The organism is Anaerotruncus sp., assembly GCF_057433415.1.
The window spans coordinates 63,160-82,647 of the sequence record NZ_DBMDHH010000006.1 but is presented as its reverse complement, the minus strand read 5'-3'; the positions used below and the strand labels follow the sequence as shown (position 1 = coordinate 82,647).

The window sequence follows — 19,488 nt, the reverse complement described above, 5'->3', positions numbered from 1 at the left end:
CGAACGCGCCGTCAGCGCCATCCACGATGCCTTCGACCTCTGAGAGAGATACAAACGCCGCCGGGAAACCGGCGGCGTTTTCGCGCGGGGCGGGCGGCGGAGAATCGCGCCCCGCCGGAGGCGGGACGTGATTGCGCCGGTCCGAAGGACCGCCGCCCGCGCGAAGCGCGGCTCCGCCGCTCCGTCCCCGGATTCGCGCCGCGCCCCATCAAAAAAGCCGCCCCGCAGGGGCGGCTTTTTCCGTTGCCTTGTAATTTACGCGGCGGCTTCCGAAGAGGAGGACGCCTCCTCTTCGGCGGGGCCGAGATCGGCGGGGAAGGACTCGACCTCGAGGGTTTTCTCGGTGTCGCCGTTCACGGCGGCGGTGGCCAGGATCTGTCCGACCAGCAGGCGGAAGTTGTTGGAGGAGACGGTCGCGCCCGCGACGGTGTCCATCTCGACCGGGTCGCCGCCGGCGGCGTCCAGGTTGGAGCGCAGCTCCTTGGTATATGCCTCGGGGCCGGTGCCGGTCTTTTCCTCCATCTGCGCGGCCATTTCCGCGTCCTGCGATTTGAGTTTGTTCTCATCCTCCTTGGAGACCGCGTCGAACTCCTTAACCGAGACCTTGTCATTGCGGATCTGGACGACGACGTAGTCCTTCCAGCCGTGCTCGTCAAACTCCTTCATCTGCGCCTTGTAGGTGCCGTCGACATAGCGCGGGGCGGTGACTTGGGTGCCGCCGCCTGAAATCATGCTGGCCAGCAGCGGCTTCATCAGCTTTTGGAAGGATTTCGCGGCCGCCGCGCCGCCCGTCGGGACGGAGAGACTGTCGAGATTTTCATTCGAGTCGGTGAACGCCTTGGCGATCGCCGGGTAGTAGACGGAGGGGGAGTCGGTCGCGCCCTCCTTGTTGAGGTCGGGATCGTCGGTGATGAGGACGGAGGGGTTCGATTCCTTCTGGGCGTTAAAATCGATGTCTGTGATCAGGCCGTCCTTGACGGTGAGGCGGACGTAATCCTTCCAGCCGCTCGCGCTGAAGGAGGGCATGACCGCCTCATAGCTGCCGTCCTCATATTTGCCGAGCTCGACGGGGGTATGGTCGCCCGCTTTGGCGAATTTGAGCGCGGTGCGCATCATGCGCATGAACCGGTAGGTGTGTTCCTCCGCGCCCTCGACCGGCTCCATCCGTTCGAGATCGCCCTCCACCGCTTCATATTCGGCGACGATGTCCTTCATCTGGGCGTTGGCCTTGGCCTCGTACTCCGATTCCCCGGCGGGGGCGGCTTCGGAGGACGCCGGTTCCGACGGCGCGGCCGGTTCCGTGGGAGCGGAGGCCGCGTCCCCGGAGGTTTCCTCCGACGGGGCGGGCAGCGAAACGTCCTCCTTGCAGCCCGCCTCGACGATCGTGATCTCGTCGTTTTTGATCGAGATGGTCAGGTAGTCGAGCGTGCGGTCGAGCGCGGGGACGGCGTAGGAGACGGCGTATTCCCCGTCCTGGTAGTCGTAGGTCGGCGTCACGGGCTCGGGCGGAGCGGGCTCCGGCTCGGGTTCGTTCCGTTTGCAGGCGGAGAGCGCGCCGATCAGCAGCGCCGAAACAAGGAGCAGGGAAACGACTTTTTTCATCAGTAAGCCTCCGATATTTGACGGTTTTCCCGCGCGAATTTTGGTTCACAATAAAAAATAGCCGCCCGATCAAGGATGATATGGAACTATACAGTCTTGCCGGGGCGGCTATTTTTTGCGCATGTACCCGCGAAGCGGGTACATGCGCATTTTATGGCCGCGGCCCGAGGACGGGCCGCATGGCCAATTTTTTTATTGCTTTGCAATAAAAAAATTATACCATTTTGGCATCTGCAAGTCAATGACGCGCACCGGCCGGAAGGCCCGGCCAAAATCAGGAAACCCGCCTGCCAGACGCTGGCACGCGGTATAATCGGCGCGCGGACAGAAATGCTAATACCGGCTGTATCCGTATAAAAACCGAAGCGGCCGCCAAAAACGGCGGCCGCTCCGCGCGCCTGCCGGGCGCTCTGGGATGGATTATTCCGCGGCGGGCTCGGACGCGATGGGATTTTCAGGGGAGCCGAGCGGCGCCTCGACGAGCGCGTCTCCGCCGTCCGCCGGGGCTTCCGCCGCGGGCGCGGGCAGCTCGCCCGCCTCGGGCTCGGTGTAGGGGAAGATCTCCCACGCGGCGCTCTGAGGCGGCAGGCTGCGGGTCGAAGCGGGGCTGTGGATCACATGCAGCTTGTCGCCCGCCTTGAGGGAGGCAAAGTCGAGGTAAAACTGGGTGCTTTCGTCAACGTGGAAGACATACTGCATCCCGTCTTCCGTCAGCGGGTCGAGCAGCAGGGAACAGCCCTCTTCCTTTTCAGGGTCGGTGGTGATTTCGACGAGCGTGCCGTTGTAGACGACGAGGTCCTCCGAGATCAGGTCGTTGACCGCGATGGCGTCCACCGCGCCCGTCTCGTCCGGCTCCCCGCCGTAATAGACCTCGAGGAACGCGCCGTTGCCCAGCTGAGCGCTGTCAAAGCTGTAATTGGTGTCCTCCGTAAGGGTCACCTTCAGCTCCCGCGGCAGGTCGGAGCCGGTGGCGCGGCGCATCAGCAGGACGGTCTGTCCCGCGTCATCCACCGCGAAGTCCTCGACGGTGCCGAGGAAGCGGGAGGCGTCCGCCACGGAGAGGCGCTCCTGCCCGGGCATGGCGGCGGGTTCCGCTTCATTTTCCTCCGGCTTCGAGGACTCCTCCGCGGGTTCGGAAGCGGACGGCGCCGGCTCGCTCGGCTCGGCGGGCGCTTCTGGCGCGCCGCAGGCCGCGAGGGAGACGGCGGTGGTGAGGGCGAGTAAAAGCGTCAATAATTTTTTCATAGTTACCTCATTCATTCGTAATTTGTTGGCGGGAATCGCCTGCAAACAAACAGTGCGCGGCGACTTTCATTTTACTGCAAGGAAAACCGCCTGTTGAAAAATGACGGTTTTTGTGGTATCATTAGCACACTTTCTAATTGGCGCGGCCTGGCGCGCCGTGAGCGGACTCCGTGCCCGCCGCCGGCGGGCGGGGCCGCTGCCCCAGTATGCAGCCCGGCAAGGGAAGGGACGTGTGAGGCCATGCCGAATCTCAAATATGTGGCAAAGCGCATCGCGGGAATGAATTTCGGCGCGATGCTGGACACCGCGCGCACCGTAAAGGAACGTACGGGCAGGGGCGTGCTGCCCACCCTCGTGGATATGGCCGCCTGCGGCTTCAAGTACCAGGCGGGCTATATGGACTACCTCGTGTTCGAATTCTATCACCTCACCGCCGACCAGCGGAAGACCTACATCACGCGCGGCAAAAACAACGAATATGTGCGCCTTTTAAACCCCCGCGAGCACTGGCACCTGCTCGAGGACAAGGTTGAGTTCCTCAAGCGGTTCGACGGCTTCCACGGGCGTGACTGGATCGACCTGCGGGAGGTCGACCGCGCCGGGTTCGAGCAGTTCTGCGAGGAGCATCCCCGCGTCGTCGCAAAGCCGCTTGACGGCACCTGCGGGCGCGGCATCGAATTCATCGAGACGGGCACGCGGATCGTCGGGCTCTACGATATGCTCCGGGAGGGCAAGCAGTACCTCGTCGAGGAGTTCATCGTCCAGCACCCGGACATCAGCCGCATCTATCCGCTGTCGGTCAACACCCTGCGCCTCGTGACGATCAGCCGCGGCGGGAAGGTGCGCCTCGTCTTCTCGAGCATGCGCATCGGCAACGGCAAGCGGGTCGACAACCTCAACAGCGGCGGCATGGCGGTGCTGGTGGACGAAGAGACGGGTAAAATCTGCACCCCCGGCGCCGACAAGGACGGCAAGGCGTATTTCCAGCATCCGATGACGGGCGTCGACCTGATCGGTTGCGAAATCCCGATGTACCGCGAGGCGGTCGACCTGGTCAAAAAGGCGGCGCTGCACATCCCCGAGCTCGGCTATATCGGCTGGGACGTGGCAATTACGGAGGAGCGCCCCGTCATGATCGAGGCGAACCACTTCCCCGGGCACGACATCTACCAGTTTCAGGTGCACCTCGGCCCCGACCGCCTGGGGCTTGTCCCGCGCTTCGACGCGGCGATCGGGGAGCTCTGACCGCACACCGGAAAGGAGAATCCGATGAGTTTCTTCACGTTGTTGTTCCCGATGCTCCTGGCCGTCGGCCTCTATGCGCTCGTTCTGTGGATCATGTACCTCATCATCAAAACCGCGGTCAAAAATGGCATCCGGGACGCGCGGATGGACCCCGCCTCGGGGGACTGGCTCTACCGCGTCCTGCGCGGCGCCGTCCGGGACGCGCTCGAGGAGCACGCGCGCACGCAGACGCCGCCCGCCGCCTCGCAGAGCTCCGGCACGCCCGGGGACCCGCCCGCCGGCTGACCTACATAAAAAAACAACCGCCCACCGGGCGGTTGTTTTTTATTCTGATCATTTGTCCGGGCGAATGCGGTCAGGAGAGCAGGAGGCGGTCGTTGTCCCCCTCTTTTTCGCTGTGGGCCCGGAAAAGCGCGAGCAGCCCGTCGACCGTCATGCCGGCGCGCTCCTCCCCCTTGAGGTCGAGGACGATGCGTCCCTCGTCCATCATGATCGTGCGGTTGCCCATCTCGAGCGACTGCTGCATGTTGTGGGTGATCATCATCGTCGCGATGTGGTCCCGCTCGACGATTTTTCGGGTGAGCTCGGAGACCTACTCGGCGGTGCCCGGGTCGAGCGCCGCCGTGTGCTCGTCGAGCAGCAGCAGCTTGGGCGGCACGATCGTCGCCATCATGAGCGTCACCGCCTGCCGCTGGCCGCCCGAGAGCAGGCCCATCTTGGTTTTGAGCCGGTCCTCCAGCCCGAGTCCCAGCTCGGAGAGCTTTTCACGGAAGAATTCCTCGTCCTTCTTGTTGAGGCCGAGGCTCACCCCCTTCTTGATGCCGCGCAGGTAGGCCATCGCGAGGTTTTCCTCGATCGTCATGTTGGGCGCGGTGCCCGCCAGCGGGTCCTGGAAGAGACGTCCGATCTGCCGCGCGCGCTTGTAGTCCCGCAGGAAGGTGATGTTTTTGCCGTCGAGCAGGATGTTGCCCGCGTCGATAAGGAAGTTCCCGGCGACCGCGTTGAAGAGGGTGGACTTGCCCGCGCCGTTGCCGCCGATGATGGTGACAAAGTCGCCCGGCGCAAGCGTGAGGTCGACGTCCACAAGGGCGCGGCGCTCGTTGGGGGTGCCGGGGAAGAAGGATTTGCTGACCTTTCTAAGCTCCAACATCCTTGGCCGCCTCCTTCATCAGTTTATGGAGCCGGTAGCGGTCCGTCACCACCGGATAGGAGATCGCCAGCGTGACGATGACCGCCGAGATCAGCTTGAGGTCGGATGCGGCCATGCCGCGCGCCATGACGAACGCGTAGATGATGCGGTAGATGATCGCGCCGAGCACGACCGCGAGGATGTTGCGGGGGACGCTGGGCTTGCCGAAGATCGCCTCGCCGATGATGAGGGAGGCAAGCCCGATGACGACCATGCCGACGCCGGTATTCATGTCGGCGGAGTTCTGGTACTGGGCGATCAGCCCGCCCGAAAGCCCGACGAGGGCGTTGGCGAGGCCGAGGCCGAGGAACTTCATCCGGTCGGTGTTGATCGAAGAGGAACGCACCATCGTCTCGTTGTCGCCGGTGGCGCGGATGCACAGCCCCGTCGAGGTGCGGAAGAAGAGGACGAGGAAGAGGCAGACGAGCAGGGTGACGCAGAGCGCGACGAGCAGCTTGCCGAGGGAGAGGCCGGAGACGGGGGAGAAGACGGTATCCACCCGGAGCAGGGAGACCATCGAACGCCCGCCCATCACCCGCAGGTTGATGGAATAGAGCCCGGTCATCGCGAGGATGCCCGCGAGGATCGGCTGGATTTTCAGCTTGGTCTGCAAAAAGGCGCTCACCATGCCGGCGCACCAGCCCGCCGCGACGGCGAACAGGATGCCGAGACAGGGGTGGGCGGCGTCGGTGAATACGGCGGAGACGGCCGCGCCGAGGGTAAAGCTGCCGTCGACCGTCAGATCGGGGATATCGAGGACGCGGTAGGAGACGAAGAGGCCGAGCGCGACAAGCGCATAGATGAGCCCCAGCTCCACGGCGCCCTGCAGGGCGAACAGGGTCATAAGGATCCTCCATTCCGCCGCTTCGCGTCGGCAAAAATCATTGGGAGCCGCGACACCTTATCACGCGAAGCAGGGGAATGATAAGATGGCTGCCGCGCGTGGGGCGGAGGGGTCGCCCTGGGCGAGCAAAACCGTGCGGGGCTTTCGCCCCGCACGATCACAGATTCCGCGGACAGTGCTTATTCGACCACCTGCGCGGTGGCGAGAAGGTCGTCGGGGATGGTCACGCCGATCGCCTCGGCGGTGGTGGTGTTGACGACGGTCGCAAAGTTGGTGAGCGTCTCGACGGGGATCTCCGAGACGGGCGTGCCCTCGAGCACTTTAACGGCCATGGCGGCGGTCTGGTTGCCGAGCTGGACGTAGTTGACGCCGATCGTCGCGAGCCCGCCGTCGATGACCATCGAGTCGGCGCCGACGTAGACGGGGATCTTGGCGGCCTTGGCGACCTCGGCCAGCGCGGGCATCGCGGTGGCGACGGTGTTATCGATGGGGGAGTAGAGCGCCTGGCATTTGCCGGCGAGCGCCTGCGCCGCCTGCTGGACCTCGCCCGAGTTGGTGACGTTCGCCTCGACGTATTTGAGGTTATTCGCGTCGCAGTAGGCCTTGGCCTCCTCGATGACCGACACCGAGTTGACCTCGCCGAGGTTATAGAGCATGCCGACCGTCTCGACGCCGGGGGTGAGCTGCTGCATCAGCGCGAACACCTGGTCGACCGGGATCGCGTCGGAGGTTCCGGTGATGATGCCGTCGGGCTTGTCGGGGTCGGCCACCAGCTTGGCGGCGACCGGGTCGGTGACGGCGGAGAAGACGAGCGGGATTTCCGGCGCGTTGGAGGCCGCGGCCTGCGCCGACGGGGTCGCGATCGCGACGATCAGGTCCTTCTGGTCGCCCGCGAACTTCTGACAGATCGTGTTGAGGTTGGAGGTGTCGCCCGAGGCGTTCTGGTAGTCGTAGTCGACCTTGTCGTCCCCGTAGCCGAGCCGCGCCATCTCATCCAAAAAGGAGGTGCGGATCTGGTCGAGGGAGGGGTGCTCCATGACCTGCACGATGCCGATCTGGAGCTTTTTGCCGCTTTCTGGCGCGGCGTCTCCGGCGGGGGCCGCCTCGGAGGGGGCGGCGTTATCGGAGGGCGCGGCGGATTCCGACGGGGTGGAGCTGCAGCCCGCGAGGAGCGAAAGGGAAAGGGCGAGGGTGAGCAGCATTGCAAACAGCTTTTTCATGATGATTTCTCCTTACACATAAAATTTGGTGAAAAATTTTATGTTGGGGTGGGACCCTGCCGGGGGTTTGACCGTTTTGCCGCTTTCCGGAAAGCAACAAAAAACACCCGTCCTCTTGCAAGGACAGGTGTCAAACCTGCGGTACCACCTTGATTGATGCGCCGTGAAACACATCCACTCAATCAGAGCGCCAACACGCCCTTTGCCGGTTAACGCTGGCCTGCGTCGCGGGATACTCGGCTCTCGCCTTTCATCGCGCCCTCGGGAGTCCATTTGTCCGCCCCGCGTTCCGGCCGGGCTCTCAGCCTGCCCCGGCTCTCTGTGCGTGCGCCTGCGGTTTTATCTCTCCGTCTCTGGTTTATGACAAATATTAAAGCACAATCCGCCCGGGTTGTCAAGCCCCGGCGAAAAATCCGGTCAACAAATCCTATGCGTCGGCGGGGGAAAAGGTGTCATTTCCGGTTCTGGAGGCCCTCGTAGCCCCTGGCTCCGAGCAGCGCGTCGGCCAGCGCGAGCGACACGGCCGCCTCGACGACCGGCACCGCGCGCACCACGACGCAGGGGTCGTGCCGGCCCTTGACGACCAGCTCCCGCTCGGCGTTTTCTCGGAAATCGACCGTCCGTTGGGGCTTGGCGATCGACGCGGTGGGCTTGAAGGCGGCGCGCAGCAGGATGGGCATGCCCGACGAGATGCCGCCGAGGATGCCGCCCGCGTGGTTCGTTTCGGTGACGACCCTCCCGTCCGCGAGGCGGAAGGGGTCGTTGTGTTCGCTGCCGCGCAGCTCCGCGGCGGCGAAGCCGTCGCCAAATTCGAGCCCCTTGACCGCCGGAATGCCGAAGACGATCGAAGCGATGCGGTTTTCGAGCCCGTCGAACATCGGCGAGCCGACCCCGGCGGGGAAGCCGACCACGCCGCATTCCACCACGCCGCCCACCGAATCGGTGGACATGCGCGCGGCTTCGATCTCCTCCCGCATCCGTTCGCCCGCCGCCGCGTCGAGGGTGGGGAACGCGGACGCGCCGGGGCGTAAAAGCGTCTCCCGGTCGAGGCGGACGGGATCGAAGGCCGCGTCCGCGACGCCGGCGCACCGCGCGATGTGCGCGCCCACGTAGACGCCCTCCCGCGCGAGCAGCTGCTTTGCGATCCCGCCCGCGAAGACGAGGGGCGCTGTCAGCCTGCCGGAAAAATGCCCGCCGCCGCGCACGTCGCCCCAGCCCGCGTAGCGCAGGAAACCGGTGTAGTCCGCGTGGCCCGGCCGCGCGGCGGAGGCGAACTCGCCGTAGTCGGACGAGTGGGTGTCGTTGTTGCGGATGAGGGCGGCGAGCGGCGTGCCGGTCGTGACGCCGCCGCGGACGCCCGAGAGCAACTCGGGACGGTCGGTCTCCCGGCGGGGGGTGGAGGCCTTGTCCCGGCCGGGCGCGCGCCGCGCCATAAAGGCGGCCAGCTCCTCCCGGTCGATGGGAAGCCCCGCCGGCAGCCCGTCGATCACGACGCCGATGCCCGGGCCGTGGCTCTCCCCGAAGATGGAAATTTTCAGATCGTTACCCCATGTCGACATTGCAGCGGCCTCCCAGCTTATTGAGTTCGTCAAAGAAATCCGGATAGGATTTGTTGATTGCATGTGCGTCGGTGACGCACACTTTTTCCCCGCACCCCAGCGCCGCGACCGCAGCCGCCATGACGATGCGGTGGTCGTTCGCACCCTGCGCATCCCCGCCGCGCAGCCCGCCGCCGTGGACGACGAGCCGGTCGGGGTATTCCTCCGCCGAGCCGCCGAGCGCGCGCAGGAGCGCCGCGGTCGACGCGAGCCGGTCGCTCTCCTTGATGCGCAGGCGGGCGGCGTTATAGATCTCCGTGTCCCCTTCGGCGAACGCCGCTGTCACGGCGAGCACCGGCACGAGGTCGGGAATCTGCCCCGCGTCGATCCGCTGGGCGCGCAGAGGCGCGGCCTCGCAGCAGACGGCGTGCGCGTCCCGCGTGATGTCGGCGCCGAACCGCTCGAGGATTTCGTAGACGGTGCGGTCCCCCTGCGCGGAGTCGTTGGAAAGCCCGGTAATCCGCACCGTCCCGCCGATCGCGGCGGCGCAGAGCCAGAAGGCGGCGTTGGACCAGTCCCCCTCGACCGTGCGGTCAAAGGCGCGGAAGCGCTGGTTTCCCGGCACCCGCCAGCCGTTTTCCGTGGGCGTAACCGCGACGCCCGACTCCTGAAGGGTGCGCAGGGTCATTTCGACATATCCCGCCGACTGGAGCGGGGAGGTGAGGACGATTTCACTCTCCCCGTCGAGCAGCGGCAGCGCGAAGAGCAGCCCCGTCACGAACTGGGAGCTCACGTTGCCCGGCAGCTCGTACCGCCCGGGGGAGAGCCGACCGCCGATCGTAAAGGGCATGGCCCCGGCGGAAAAGGAGACGCCGTGCGCCTTCATCTGATCCGCGAGCGCGCCGAGCGGCCGCTCGGGCAGCCGCCCGCGTCCCACGAAGGTGGCGCGCAGGCCGTAAGCCGCCGCGACGGGCAGCAGGAACCGCAGGGTCGAGCCGCTCTCCGCGCAGTCGAGCGTGACCTCCGCGCCCGCGGCGCAGCGGCCGCCTTCGACGAAGGCGGCGTCGCCCTCACGGGCGATTTGTGCGCCCATGGCGCACAAGCACTGCGCCGTGGCCGCCATGTCCGCCGAGCCCGCCAGCGGGTAGACGCGGCTTTTCCCGTCTGCCAGGGCGGCGCAGATGAGCGCGCGGTGGGCCGCAGATTTGGAGGGGGGCGCGGCCAGCGTCCCCGAAAGCGCCGCGGGGTGGATGACGGCGCGGCTCATCTTCCCGCACCGCCCTTCATGAAGTCGAGCAGCGCCGCGGCGTCGACCGGATGCAGGGCCGCTTTCCCCAGCCGCTCGAGGGTGACGAGGGTGAGGCGGTCGCCTGCCCGCTTTTTGTCTCCCATCGCGTGGGCGCAGAGGATTTCGAGCGGGTAGTCCGTCCGGGTGGGCAGGCCGTGTAGCGCGCAGCAGCGGGCGATCCGGTCCGCCGTGCCGGCGGGGGTGAGCCCCGCGCGCTCGCAGGCGCGCGCCATCAGCGCCATGCCGATGGCGACCCCCTGTCCGTGGGTGACGGAGAAGGCCGACTCCTTTTCGATCGCGTGGCCAAAGGTATGGCCGAAGTTGAGGATCTGCCGCAGGCCCCGGTCCCGCTCGTCCTCCTCGACCACCTGCCGCTTGAGGTCGACGCAGCGGGCGATGATCTCCCGGAGGCGGTCCCCGGGCGCGCCCGCTTCGAGCAGGGAGAAGAGGGATTCGTCGAGGATCGCGCCGTATTTGATCACCTCTGCCATTCCGTCGGCGAAGGTCTCGGCGGGCAGGAAGGAGAGCATGTCGGTGTCGCAGGCGACAAAGGAGGGCTGCCAGAAGGCGCCGACGAGGTTTTTGCCCTCGGGGATGTCGACGCCCGTCTTGCCGCCGACCGAGGAGTCGACCATCGCGAGCAGGGTGGTCGGGACCTGCACGAAGGAGACGCCGCGCAGCCAGGTCGCGGCCGCGAAGCCCGCGAGGTCGCCAACCACGCCGCCGCCGACCGCAAGGATGAGGTCGGTGCGGGTGATGCTGTTCGCCGAGAGGAAGCCGTAGACCTCCCGGACGGTGTCGAGGGTCTTGGATACCTCGCCGTTCGGGAAGACGAATTTGCAGACGGGGTATCCGGCCGCCTCCAGCGCGGCCTGCAAATCGGGGACGGGACGGCGCGCGCCGTCCGCGAGCGCGTTTACGCGGTCGTCGGTGATGAGCGCGAGGCGGGGACGGCGTTCCCCGCAGATGCCCGTCAGGAACGCGGGAAGCTCCCTGAGCAGCCCGCCGCCGATCCGGATGTCATACGGCCGGCCGGCGGCCACATGGATTGTTTTCATCGGTCCAGTTCCTCCTTGATGCGGCGGCCGTCGTCGAGCAGCCGGAAGAGTGTTTCGGCGTCGTTTTCCGCGATCGCCTTGCGGTATTCCGCAAGGTGCGCCGTGATCGTGTCGATCTCCTCCACGAGGTCGTCGGCGTTCTCCAGAAAGAGCTCGGTCCACATCTGGGGGTTGAGCTTCGCCACCCGTGTGAGATCCTTGTAGCTGCCCGCCGAGAAGCCCTCGTGCTCCCGGGCGCGGGGACTTTTGATGTAGGCGCTCGAGACGACGTGCGCGAGCTGGGAGGTGAAGGCGATCATGCTGTCGTGCGCGGCGGGGGTGGTGGTCGTGATGCTGCCGAAGCCGAGGTCCGCGAAGAGCCCCTCGAGCAGTTCGAGCGCGGGGGCGGGGGCGTGTTCGCCGGGGGTGAGGATCATGCTCGCGCCCTTATAGAGGTCGGCGTCCGAGCCGGAAAAGCCCCAGCATTCCCGCCCGGCCATCGGATGCCCGCCGATGAAGCAGAGCCCGTTTTCCGCGCAGAAATCGGTGAGGTTTTCCACGGGGAACCGCTTGACGCCGCACAGGTCGACCAGGAGGGCGCCGGGCCGGAACTGGCGGATGTTCTCCCTCACGAAGGCGACCGTCTGCTGCGGGTAGAGGGCGAAAAAGACCAGGTCGCACATCGACAGATCGTTTTCCGCGACGGCCTCGTCGATCGCGCCGTCCGCGAGCGCCTCCGAAAGGGTCCCCTCGTCGATGTCGCAGCCGTAGACGAGGTGCCCGGTGTATTTTTTGAGCGCCTTTGCCATCGAACCGCCGATGAGCCCCAGCCCAACGACGCCGACGCAGAGGGTCCGCTCGCGTTTCAGCCCGAACATGGAATTCCCTCCTCATGGATAGAAGCCTGATGATGTGTCATATTATAACAGAGGACGGCCCAAAATGATAGTGCCGATTTGTTCGATAAAATGTGACAAGATCACAGAGAAACTGTTGCATATTGCGGGGATTTGCAGTAGACTGTAACTAAGAAAAAGACCGTTTTTGTATACTATTGGAGGCTGCTATGAACGACTATGACGTAATTATCATCGGCGCGGGCCCGGCGGGACTGACCGCCGCGATCTATGTGCAGCGCGCGGGCTACCGCAGCGTGGTGCTCGAGGAGTATGTGGCGGGGGGCCAGATGGCCAACACCCCCGAGGTGGAAAACTACCCCGCCGTCGGCAAGATCAGCGGGGTCGAACTGGGGATGAACCTCTATAACCAGGTGCTCGAGCAGGGCGCGCAGGTCGAATTCGACGGCGTGGCCTCGGCCGACCTGACCGGCAAGGTCAAGTCGGTGGTTACCCAGTCGGGCCGGAAGATCACGGCGGGCGCGGTCATCATCGCAAACGGCGCCAAGCGCCGCAAGCTGGGCGTCCCCGGCGAGGAGGAATACTCCGGGCGGGGCGTCTCCTACTGCGCCACCTGCGACGGCGGCTTCTATAAGGGAAAGACCACCGTGGTGATCGGCGGCGGCAACACCGCCGTGGAGGACGCGCTCTACCTCGCGAACATCTGCGAGGAGGTGCACCTCATCCACCGGCGGGACGCCTTCCGGGCGGGCAAGGTGCTCGTCGACTCCCTCCTGAGCAGGGAGAACATCGTCATCCACTACGACACCGTGCCGGTCGAGGTGCTGCCCGACGAGAGCGGCAAGGTTGTCGGCGCGCTGAAGGTCAAAAACGTCAAGACGGGCGCGGAGACGGAGATTCCGGCGCAGGGCGTCTTTGTCGCGGTCGGGCTCGTGCCCGACAACAAGGTCTTCGAGGGACAGGTCGACCTCGACCCGGCGGGCTACATCGCGGCGGGGGAGGACACCCGCACCAACCTGCCGGGCGTCTTCGCGGCGGGGGATACCCGCACCAAGGCGCTGCGCCAGATCATCACCGCCGCCGGGGACGGCGCGGTGGCGGCCTCCGAGGCGGGAAGCTACCTCATGCAGGGCTGAGGCAATCGTATAATAAAAAGGGGGCGCGGCCGCGGGCCGCGACCCCCTTTTTTTGAATGAACCCGGCGCGCCGCACATAAACATACCATGAGGTGATGTGACATGTACGGCGTGTTTACCAGGAAGACGCTTTTCGCGCTGCTGGTCATCCTGATCGTGGTGCTGATATTGATGGGAGTGGCGGGGAATGTGATGGGGGTGTCCGCCGCGCCGCGCGAGCTGCCGATCTATTCGGTGGAGACCCCCGAGAAGGTCCTCTCCCTCGGAATCAACTGCGCGTGGGACGACAGCGACATCGACGAAATTTTGAAGCTGCTCGACGAGCGCGGCGTAAAGGCGACCTTCTTCGTTGTCGGCACCTGGGCCGACCACTACCCGGACGCGGTCAGGCGGATCGCGGCGGCGGGGCACGAGGTGGGCAGCCACTCCAACACCCACCCCGACATGACGAAGCTGGGGCGGGAGGAGATTGCGCAGCAGCTGGACACGTCGGGAAACAAGCTCGAGGCGCTCACCGGGCAGAAGCCGGTCCTCTTCCGCGCGCCGTCGGGGGCCTACAACAACCTCGTCGTCTCGACCGCGCGCGCCCTCGGCTGGGAGGTGATCCAATGGTCGAACGACAGCCTCGACTGGAAGGGGCTGTCGGTGGAGGAGATCACCGCGCGGGTGACGGGCGCCGCCGGGCCGGGGGACATCATGCTCTTCCACGCGGGCAAGCCCAACACGGCCGAGGCGCTCCGCCGGGTCATCGACACGCTCGCCGCGCAGGGCTACCGCTTTGCGCCGGTGGGGGAGCTCGTCTACGGGCCGCCCTATACGATCGACCACACGGGCAGGCAGCACAAATAGGATATAAAAAAGCGGGGCCGCACCGGAAGGTGCGGCCCCCGCTTTTTACATGGGGAAATCATCAGGCGATGAGCGGAGCAATGTCGACGATCTCGCCGGAAAGTCCGATATGGGCGCCCTGCTTTGCCTCGGGGGAATCGGGATGCGCGAGCACCCATTTGTTGACCGCCGCGAGCGAGGGGTCTCCGCCCGCCGCCAGGGGGAAGTTTGTGAACCGCAGGAGCGCGATGAGCGCCCGAAACCCCTCCCCGGCGCGCGCGGAACAGGGGGCGTAGTGGAGCGTCGTGCCGTAGAGCTCGACCGCCGTGCCGGCCGGGACGGAAAACGCCTCGAACCGGGCGGTGTCGCAGACGCCGCCCGAAATGCCGCCGCGCGGCCCGACGACCAGCACGAGGTCGTCCGCCGCGACGAGCAGCTCGCTGCACTGGTGGTATTCACAGCAGGCGAGCCGGGTGTTCACGCCGTTGCAGTAACCGAACTGGGCGGGCAGGCCGCCGAAGAAGCCCGCCTGCACCTCCCCGAAGACGGGCAGGCGCTCGAGCCGCGGGTCGGAGGCGACGTAGACCGTGCCGTCGGACGGCCTGGGGGTGTGTTCACGCAGTACCTGAAGCAGGCCGTCGAACCGGTAGCCGGCGACGACCCTGCCGTAAGGCCCGAAGGCGTCGGAGCCGACGGGCCGTATGGATTGGATCATGGCAGTATAACCTCATTCATCAGTCGTATTTTTTCGATAGGGCCCGGTGCTCTCCCGCACGATCAGCTGTGCGCCGATCTGGATTTTGGCGACGGGGGAGTCGGGGTAATCGATCCGGTCGCAGAGCAGCCGCACCGCCCACATGCCGATGTCCTTGCAGGAGACCTTCATGGTGGTGAGCGGCGGGTCCGCGATGGCGGAGAAGGGGATATCATCAAACCCGATGACGGAGACGTCGCCGGGAACACGGATGCCGGATTCCTTGAACGCTTTGACCGCGCCGATGGCGATGCTGTCGTTGGTGGCCACCAGCGCCGAGGGGAAGGAAACGCCCTGCCGCAGCATGTTGAGGGTGTCCTCATAGGAGCCCGAAAGGGTGGGGTGCATCGGGTAGACAAGCGCCGGGTCGTAGGGGATGCCGAGGCTGCGAAGCGCCGCCTCGTAAGCCGCGCGGCGCGCGCGGCAGTTGCTGCTGGGCATTTTATTATAGAGGTAGCCGATGCGCGGATGCCCGAGTCCGGCGAGGTGCCGCACGGCGGCGAAGGTGGACTCGGTGTTGTTCATATCCACGCAGTTGAAGCTGTGGAAATCCATATAGTTGTCCACCACGACGATGGGCACGGGGATGTCGTGCAGGTAGGCGTAGTCCGCCTCCTCCATCTCGGTTGCGAGCAGGATGATGCCGCAGAGCGGCTGGTTGCGCACAAGGTCGAAGACCTCGCTGATGTTGTTCTCGCCGAACACGGTCATCACGAGGTTGTAGCCGAGCAAGCGGGTCTCCTTTTCGACCGCGTCGATGATCGCGGAGACGAAGCCCGCGTTGCCGTTGACGAGGTGGGAGTGGCGGCTGTACTTCAAAAACCGGATGCTCTTCTGCTGCACCTCCGGCTTGTGGTAGTTGATGTTGTACCCGTTTTCACAGAGGAGGGTGGCAACGTGCTCCCGCGTCCTGGGACTGACGCCTCCCTTGTCGTTGAGGACAAGCGAGACGGTGGACGGGGATACCTTTGCCGCTTTGGCGATCTCCTTCAGATTCACAAGGACACCTCTCCTCTGTTCAAAACTTTTGTGGATTCTATTTATATTATATCAGATTCGTTCAAAAAAACAAGTGATTTTATTAAATTATTTAAAGTTTAGCTGAGAGGTGGAAATTTCATACAGATAAATCGTGGTAATCCCCGGTTTTTTGCATAATATTTTGTGTAAAAAGGAGAATGTATTGACATTCGCTTGATATTTAGTAAATTATGCGATATTTTTTAATAAAACACGGATGCAAAAATCCGCTGCATGGGCAGCACTCCGGACGGGGGAATCCTGCCGGAAACCAGGAGGGTCACAATGGACGAAGCAACCATAGTAAAAGGCTACCAATATGCAAAAGATATCTACGGCCGGGCGGGCGTCGACGTCGACCGCGCGATCGAGCTGGCCGACCGGATCCCCGTGTCGATGCACAGCTGGCAGGGGGACGACCTGATCGGCTTCGACGGCATCGGCGAGCTGACCGGCGGCATCGCGGCGACGGGCAACTATCCCGGGCGCGCCGCCACGCCGGACGAGCTGCGCGCGGACATCGACGAGGCGCTGCGCCTCATCCCCGGGAAGGTGAAGCTCAGCCTGCATGCCTGCCACGCCGAGCTCGGCGGCAAAAAGCTCGACCGCGACGCCTACACGGCGGAGCAGTTCGAGGGCTGGCTCTCGTGGGGAGAGGAGCGCGGGCTCGGCTTCGACTTCAACCCCACCTTCTTCTCCCACCCGAGGATGGACGGCAACCTCTCGCTGACGAGCGGAGACCCGGGCGTCCGGGAATTCTGGATCGAGCACGGCAGGCGCTGCCGGGAGATCGGCGAGGAATTCGGCCGCAGGCTCGGGCAGACCTGCGTGGTCAACTACTGGATGCCGGACGGCTACAAGGATCTCCCGGCCGACACCAAGCTGCTGCGGGAGCGGATGGTCTCCGCGCTCGACGGGATCTTTGAGCGCCCGCTCGACGTGCGGTATGTGCGGGAGTCGGTCGAGAGCAAGCTGTTCGGCATGGGGGTGGAGAGCTACACCGCCGCCAGCCATGAGTTTTCCCTCGGCTACGCGATCACGCGCGGCAAGGTCTACTGCCTCGACGCGGGCCACTTCCATCCCACCGAGTATATCAGCGACAAGATCAGCGCGGTGCTCCAGTTCCTGGACAGCGTCCTGCTCCACCTGAGCAGGGGGGTGCGCTGGGACAGCGACCACGTCGTGCTGTGGGACGACGAGCTCCAGCGGATCATGAACGCGGTCATCCACAACGGCTACGAGGACCGCGTCTTCATCGGGCAGGACTATTTTGACGCGTCGATCAACCGGATCGCCTGCTGGGCGATCGCGATGCGCAACACCCGCAAGGCGCTTCTAAAGGCGGCGCTCGATCCGATCGGCGCGATCAAGCGCGCCGAGCTGGAGGGGGACTTCACCAGCCGCCTGGCGCTGTGGGAGGAGACCAAGTCGATGCCCTTCTCCGCGGTGTGGGACTATTACTGCATGACGAAGGAAAAACCGGTCGGCGCGCAGTGGCTCGACGAGGTCAAGCGCTACGAGCGGGAGGTGCTCGGCAGGCGCTGAGCGGCAGAACAAAGGAGGAACACTATGAGAAGGCTTCTAATCGACACCGATACCGGCTCGGACGACGTCTGGGCGCTCATCGCCGCGCTGCGCGCGGTGGACGAGGTCAAGGTGGAGGCGATCACCGTCGTCTGCGGCAACGTGCCGCTCGACCTGTGCGTCAAGAACGCGCTGATCGCCGTCGACGTGGCGGGCACCTACGCGCCGCCCGTCTACCGGGGCATGGCCCGGCCGCTGGTGCGGCCCAAGCTCTTCACCGCCGACTACGTGCACGGCAAGGACGGGCTGAGCGACCTCAACCTGCCCTACCCGCCGCTTTCGGAGGCGAAGGGCCACGCGATGGACGCGATCATCGACACGGTGATGCAGAATCCCGGCGAGATCGAGATCGTCACCCTCGGCCCGCTGACCAACCTGGCGATGGCGTACCTCAAGGAGCCGCGCATCGCCGAAAACGTCAAAAAGGTCTACATCATGGGCGCGACGGGCATGGACCAGGGCAACGCGACCCCCGCCGCCGAATTCAACGTCTATGTCGACGCCGAGGCGGCCAAGATCGTGCTCGATTCGGGCATGGACGCGACCTGGGTGACGTGGGACGTCTGCCGGGGCGACACGGCGATCACTCCCGGCGACATCGCATACCTGCGCGGCCTGCACAGCCGCGTCGCGGATTTCTGTGTCGACTGCACCGCCGGCCTGCGCGCCTATGAAAAGAAGAAATACGGCGACGAAAGCTACGGCGTGATCGACAGCGTCATCATGATGGCGGTCGTCTATCCCGAGGTCATGGGCCCGGTCTACGACGCCTACTGCGACATCGAGACGAAGGCGGAGATGACCTACGGGTACTTCTCGATCGACAAGCAGCGCCAGCTCCACCGGGAGAGCAACGCCAAAATCTGTCAGCAGGTAAACAGCAAGCTCTATAAGGAACGCCTGTTCAAGCTGTTTGCTTAAATAACAACCGTTTCAGGGAGGAAAAAAGATGAAAAAGATTCTTGCAACAGTCCTGGCAATCTGTATCGGCATGTCCATGCTGGCCGGCTGCGGCTCCCAGCAGGGAAGCGAAACCCCCTCGGCCCCCGCCGATTCCGCGGCGCAGTCCGAGGCGCCCGCGGAGCAGCCCGCCGATAAGCCCGCGCTCAAGGTCGGCATGGTCTGCAACGCCAAGACGATCGACGACAAGTCCTTCAACCAGGCGACCTGGGCGGGCATCACCCGCGCGGCCGAGGATTTCGGCATCGAGACCAAGTACCTCATCGCGGCCGACCAGTCCGCCGCGGGCTTCCTGCAGGAGATCGCGAACCTCTACGACGCGGGCTTCCGCATGATCATCACCCCGGGCTACACCTTCTCCAAGGCGATCTTTGACGCCCAGAAGATCTATCCCGACTGCAAATTCGTCATCCTCGACAGCGCCCCGCAGGACGACGGCGCCGAGGCGCCCGAGATCGCCGCGAACACCGCCGCCATCGACTACGCCGCCCAGGAGTCCGGCTTTGTTGCGGGCTTCGCCTGCGCCCTCCAGCTCAAGGAAGGCGAGTTCGGCGCCCTCTTCGGCCAGGAGATTCCCCCGACGAAGCTCTTCAAGACCGGCTTCCAGCAGGGCGTCATCTACGCCAACGAGAACTTCGGCACAAACATCAAGATGAAGGAAGAAAACTTTGTCTGGTCCGGCTCCTTCAGCGACGCGGCCCTCGGCCAGCAGATCACCGCGCAGCTCTTCAACTCCGGCTGCAACCTCGTCTACTGCGCCTGCGGCACCACCGCGCTCGGCGGCTTCAATGAGGCCAAGGCCCGCGCCGAAAAGGGCGAGGAGGTCTGGGTCGTCGGCTGCGACGTCGACCAGTACGAGGACGGCCTGCTTGAGGACGGCCGCTCCGTCACGCTGACCTCCACCATGAAGAACCTGGCCAACTCCACCTACGACATGATCAAGGCGGAGCTGGATGGCGAATTCGTCGGCGGCCAGCAGATCATCTTTGACGCCAAGAACGGCGGCGTCGGCATCCCCGAGACCAACCCCAACCTCTCCGACGAGGTCCAGAAGGAGGCGGACGCCGTCCTCGAGAAGATCAAGACCGGCGAGATCGTCGTTTCGGCCGAGCCGACCGACGTCTCTGCGTACAACTAAAAG

General features: G+C 64.9%; 17 protein-coding genes and 1 pseudogene. 7 read left to right on the top strand and 11 right to left on the bottom strand.

The features are described from left to right. Window positions 1-255: 255 nt before the first annotated feature. Together ACZO3G_RS03165 and ACZO3G_RS03160 are read right to left on the bottom strand one after the other, a co-directional pair. Window positions 256-1,602, bottom strand: a complete 1,347-nt coding sequence (locus ACZO3G_RS03165; RefSeq protein ID WP_276870893.1) for a hypothetical protein — start codon at window positions 1,600-1,602, stop codon at window positions 256-258. Between the two features lie 420 nt (window positions 1,603-2,022). Then, window positions 2,023-2,847, bottom strand: coding sequence for a hypothetical protein (locus ACZO3G_RS03160; protein ID WP_276870889.1), 825 nt, complete (start codon window positions 2,845-2,847; stop codon window positions 2,023-2,025). Window positions 2,848-3,087: 240 nt separating this feature from the next. Between ACZO3G_RS03160 and ACZO3G_RS03155 the strand changes: the two genes are divergently transcribed. After that, the gene (locus tag ACZO3G_RS03155; protein WP_101551157.1) at window positions 3,088-4,092 is read left to right on the top strand and encodes a sugar-transfer associated ATP-grasp domain-containing protein; all 1,005 of its coding nucleotides are present in this window, start codon (window positions 3,088-3,090) and stop codon (window positions 4,090-4,092) included. 24 nt (window positions 4,093-4,116) lie between these two features. Then, window positions 4,117-4,377, top strand: a complete 261-nt coding sequence (locus tag ACZO3G_RS03150) for a hypothetical protein (RefSeq protein WP_276870885.1) — start codon at window positions 4,117-4,119, stop codon at window positions 4,375-4,377. 70 nt (window positions 4,378-4,447) lie between these two features. Here ACZO3G_RS03150 and ACZO3G_RS03145 read toward each other — a convergent pair. From ACZO3G_RS03145 to ACZO3G_RS03115, 7 genes and pseudogenes are all read right to left on the bottom strand, one after another. Beyond that, window positions 4,448-5,242, bottom strand: a pseudogene (locus ACZO3G_RS03145) (ABC transporter ATP-binding protein). Beyond that, on the bottom strand, window positions 5,229-6,125 hold the full coding sequence (locus ACZO3G_RS03140; RefSeq protein ID WP_121585853.1) for an ABC transporter permease: 897 nt from the start codon (window positions 6,123-6,125) through the stop codon (window positions 5,229-5,231). Before ACZO3G_RS03140 ends, ACZO3G_RS03145 begins: the two are co-directional and overlap by 14 nt. A gap of 179 nt (window positions 6,126-6,304) precedes the next feature. Continuing rightward, window positions 6,305-7,345, bottom strand: a complete 1,041-nt coding sequence (locus ACZO3G_RS03135; RefSeq protein WP_276870880.1) for an ABC transporter substrate-binding protein — start codon at window positions 7,343-7,345, stop codon at window positions 6,305-6,307. Between the two features lie 452 nt (window positions 7,346-7,797). Then, a complete protein-coding gene (aroC, locus tag ACZO3G_RS03130; RefSeq protein ID WP_276870877.1) occupies window positions 7,798-8,904 on the bottom strand; it encodes a chorismate synthase in 1,107 nt (368 codons plus the stop codon). Continuing rightward, entirely contained in the window at window positions 8,888-10,150 is a 1,263-nt protein-coding gene (gene aroA / locus ACZO3G_RS03125) for a 3-phosphoshikimate 1-carboxyvinyltransferase (RefSeq protein WP_276870875.1), read from the bottom strand. Before aroA ends, aroC begins: the two co-directional genes overlap by 17 nt. Continuing rightward, window positions 10,147-11,229: a 3-dehydroquinate synthase gene (gene aroB, locus ACZO3G_RS03120; RefSeq protein WP_276870872.1), complete on the bottom strand. Its 1,083-nt coding sequence runs from the start codon at window positions 11,227-11,229 to the stop codon at window positions 10,147-10,149. Before aroB ends, aroA begins: the two co-directional genes overlap by 4 nt. Then, window positions 11,226-12,086 carry a prephenate dehydrogenase gene (locus ACZO3G_RS03115; protein ID WP_101551140.1) on the bottom strand — a complete coding sequence of 287 codons (861 nt, stop codon included), beginning with the start codon at window positions 12,084-12,086 and terminating at the stop codon, window positions 11,226-11,228. Before ACZO3G_RS03115 ends, aroB begins: the two co-directional genes overlap by 4 nt. A gap of 188 nt (window positions 12,087-12,274) precedes the next feature. Here ACZO3G_RS03115 and trxB point away from each other — a divergent pair, with 188 nt between their 5' ends. Together trxB and ACZO3G_RS03105 are read left to right on the top strand one after the other, a co-directional pair. Further along, the gene (trxB, locus tag ACZO3G_RS03110) at window positions 12,275-13,201 is read left to right on the top strand and encodes a thioredoxin-disulfide reductase (protein ID WP_276870869.1); all 927 of its coding nucleotides are present in this window, start codon (window positions 12,275-12,277) and stop codon (window positions 13,199-13,201) included. Between the two features lie 102 nt (window positions 13,202-13,303). Then, complete coding sequence (locus ACZO3G_RS03105; protein WP_276870868.1) at window positions 13,304-14,050, top strand: polysaccharide deacetylase family protein; 747 nt, start codon at window positions 13,304-13,306, stop codon at window positions 14,048-14,050. A 61-nt stretch (window positions 14,051-14,111) separates the two neighbouring features. Here ACZO3G_RS03105 and ACZO3G_RS03100 read toward each other — a convergent pair whose 3' ends face one another. Beyond that, window positions 14,112-14,744: a DUF4867 family protein gene (locus ACZO3G_RS03100; RefSeq protein WP_101551134.1), complete on the bottom strand. Its 633-nt coding sequence runs from the start codon at window positions 14,742-14,744 to the stop codon at window positions 14,112-14,114. Window positions 14,745-14,756: 12 nt separating this feature from the next. Further along, a complete protein-coding gene (locus tag ACZO3G_RS03095; protein ID WP_101551132.1) occupies window positions 14,757-15,782 on the bottom strand; it encodes a LacI family DNA-binding transcriptional regulator in 1,026 nt (341 codons plus the stop codon). Window positions 15,783-16,088: 306 nt separating this feature from the next. Here ACZO3G_RS03095 and ACZO3G_RS03090 point away from each other — a divergent pair, with 306 nt between their 5' ends. From ACZO3G_RS03090 to ACZO3G_RS03080, 3 genes are read left to right on the top strand one after another with little or no spacing between them, the layout of a single operon-like run. Beyond that, on the top strand, window positions 16,089-17,348 hold the full coding sequence (locus ACZO3G_RS03090; RefSeq protein WP_276870863.1) for an L-rhamnose isomerase: 1,260 nt from the start codon (window positions 16,089-16,091) through the stop codon (window positions 17,346-17,348). Window positions 17,349-17,372: 24 nt separating this feature from the next. Beyond that, window positions 17,373-18,308, top strand: a complete 936-nt coding sequence (locus ACZO3G_RS03085) for a nucleoside hydrolase (protein WP_101551128.1) — start codon at window positions 17,373-17,375, stop codon at window positions 18,306-18,308. Window positions 18,309-18,336: 28 nt separating this feature from the next. Next, window positions 18,337-19,485: a BMP family lipoprotein gene (locus tag ACZO3G_RS03080; RefSeq protein ID WP_101551126.1), complete on the top strand. Its 1,149-nt coding sequence runs from the start codon at window positions 18,337-18,339 to the stop codon at window positions 19,483-19,485. Window positions 19,486-19,488: the final 3 nt, after the last annotated feature.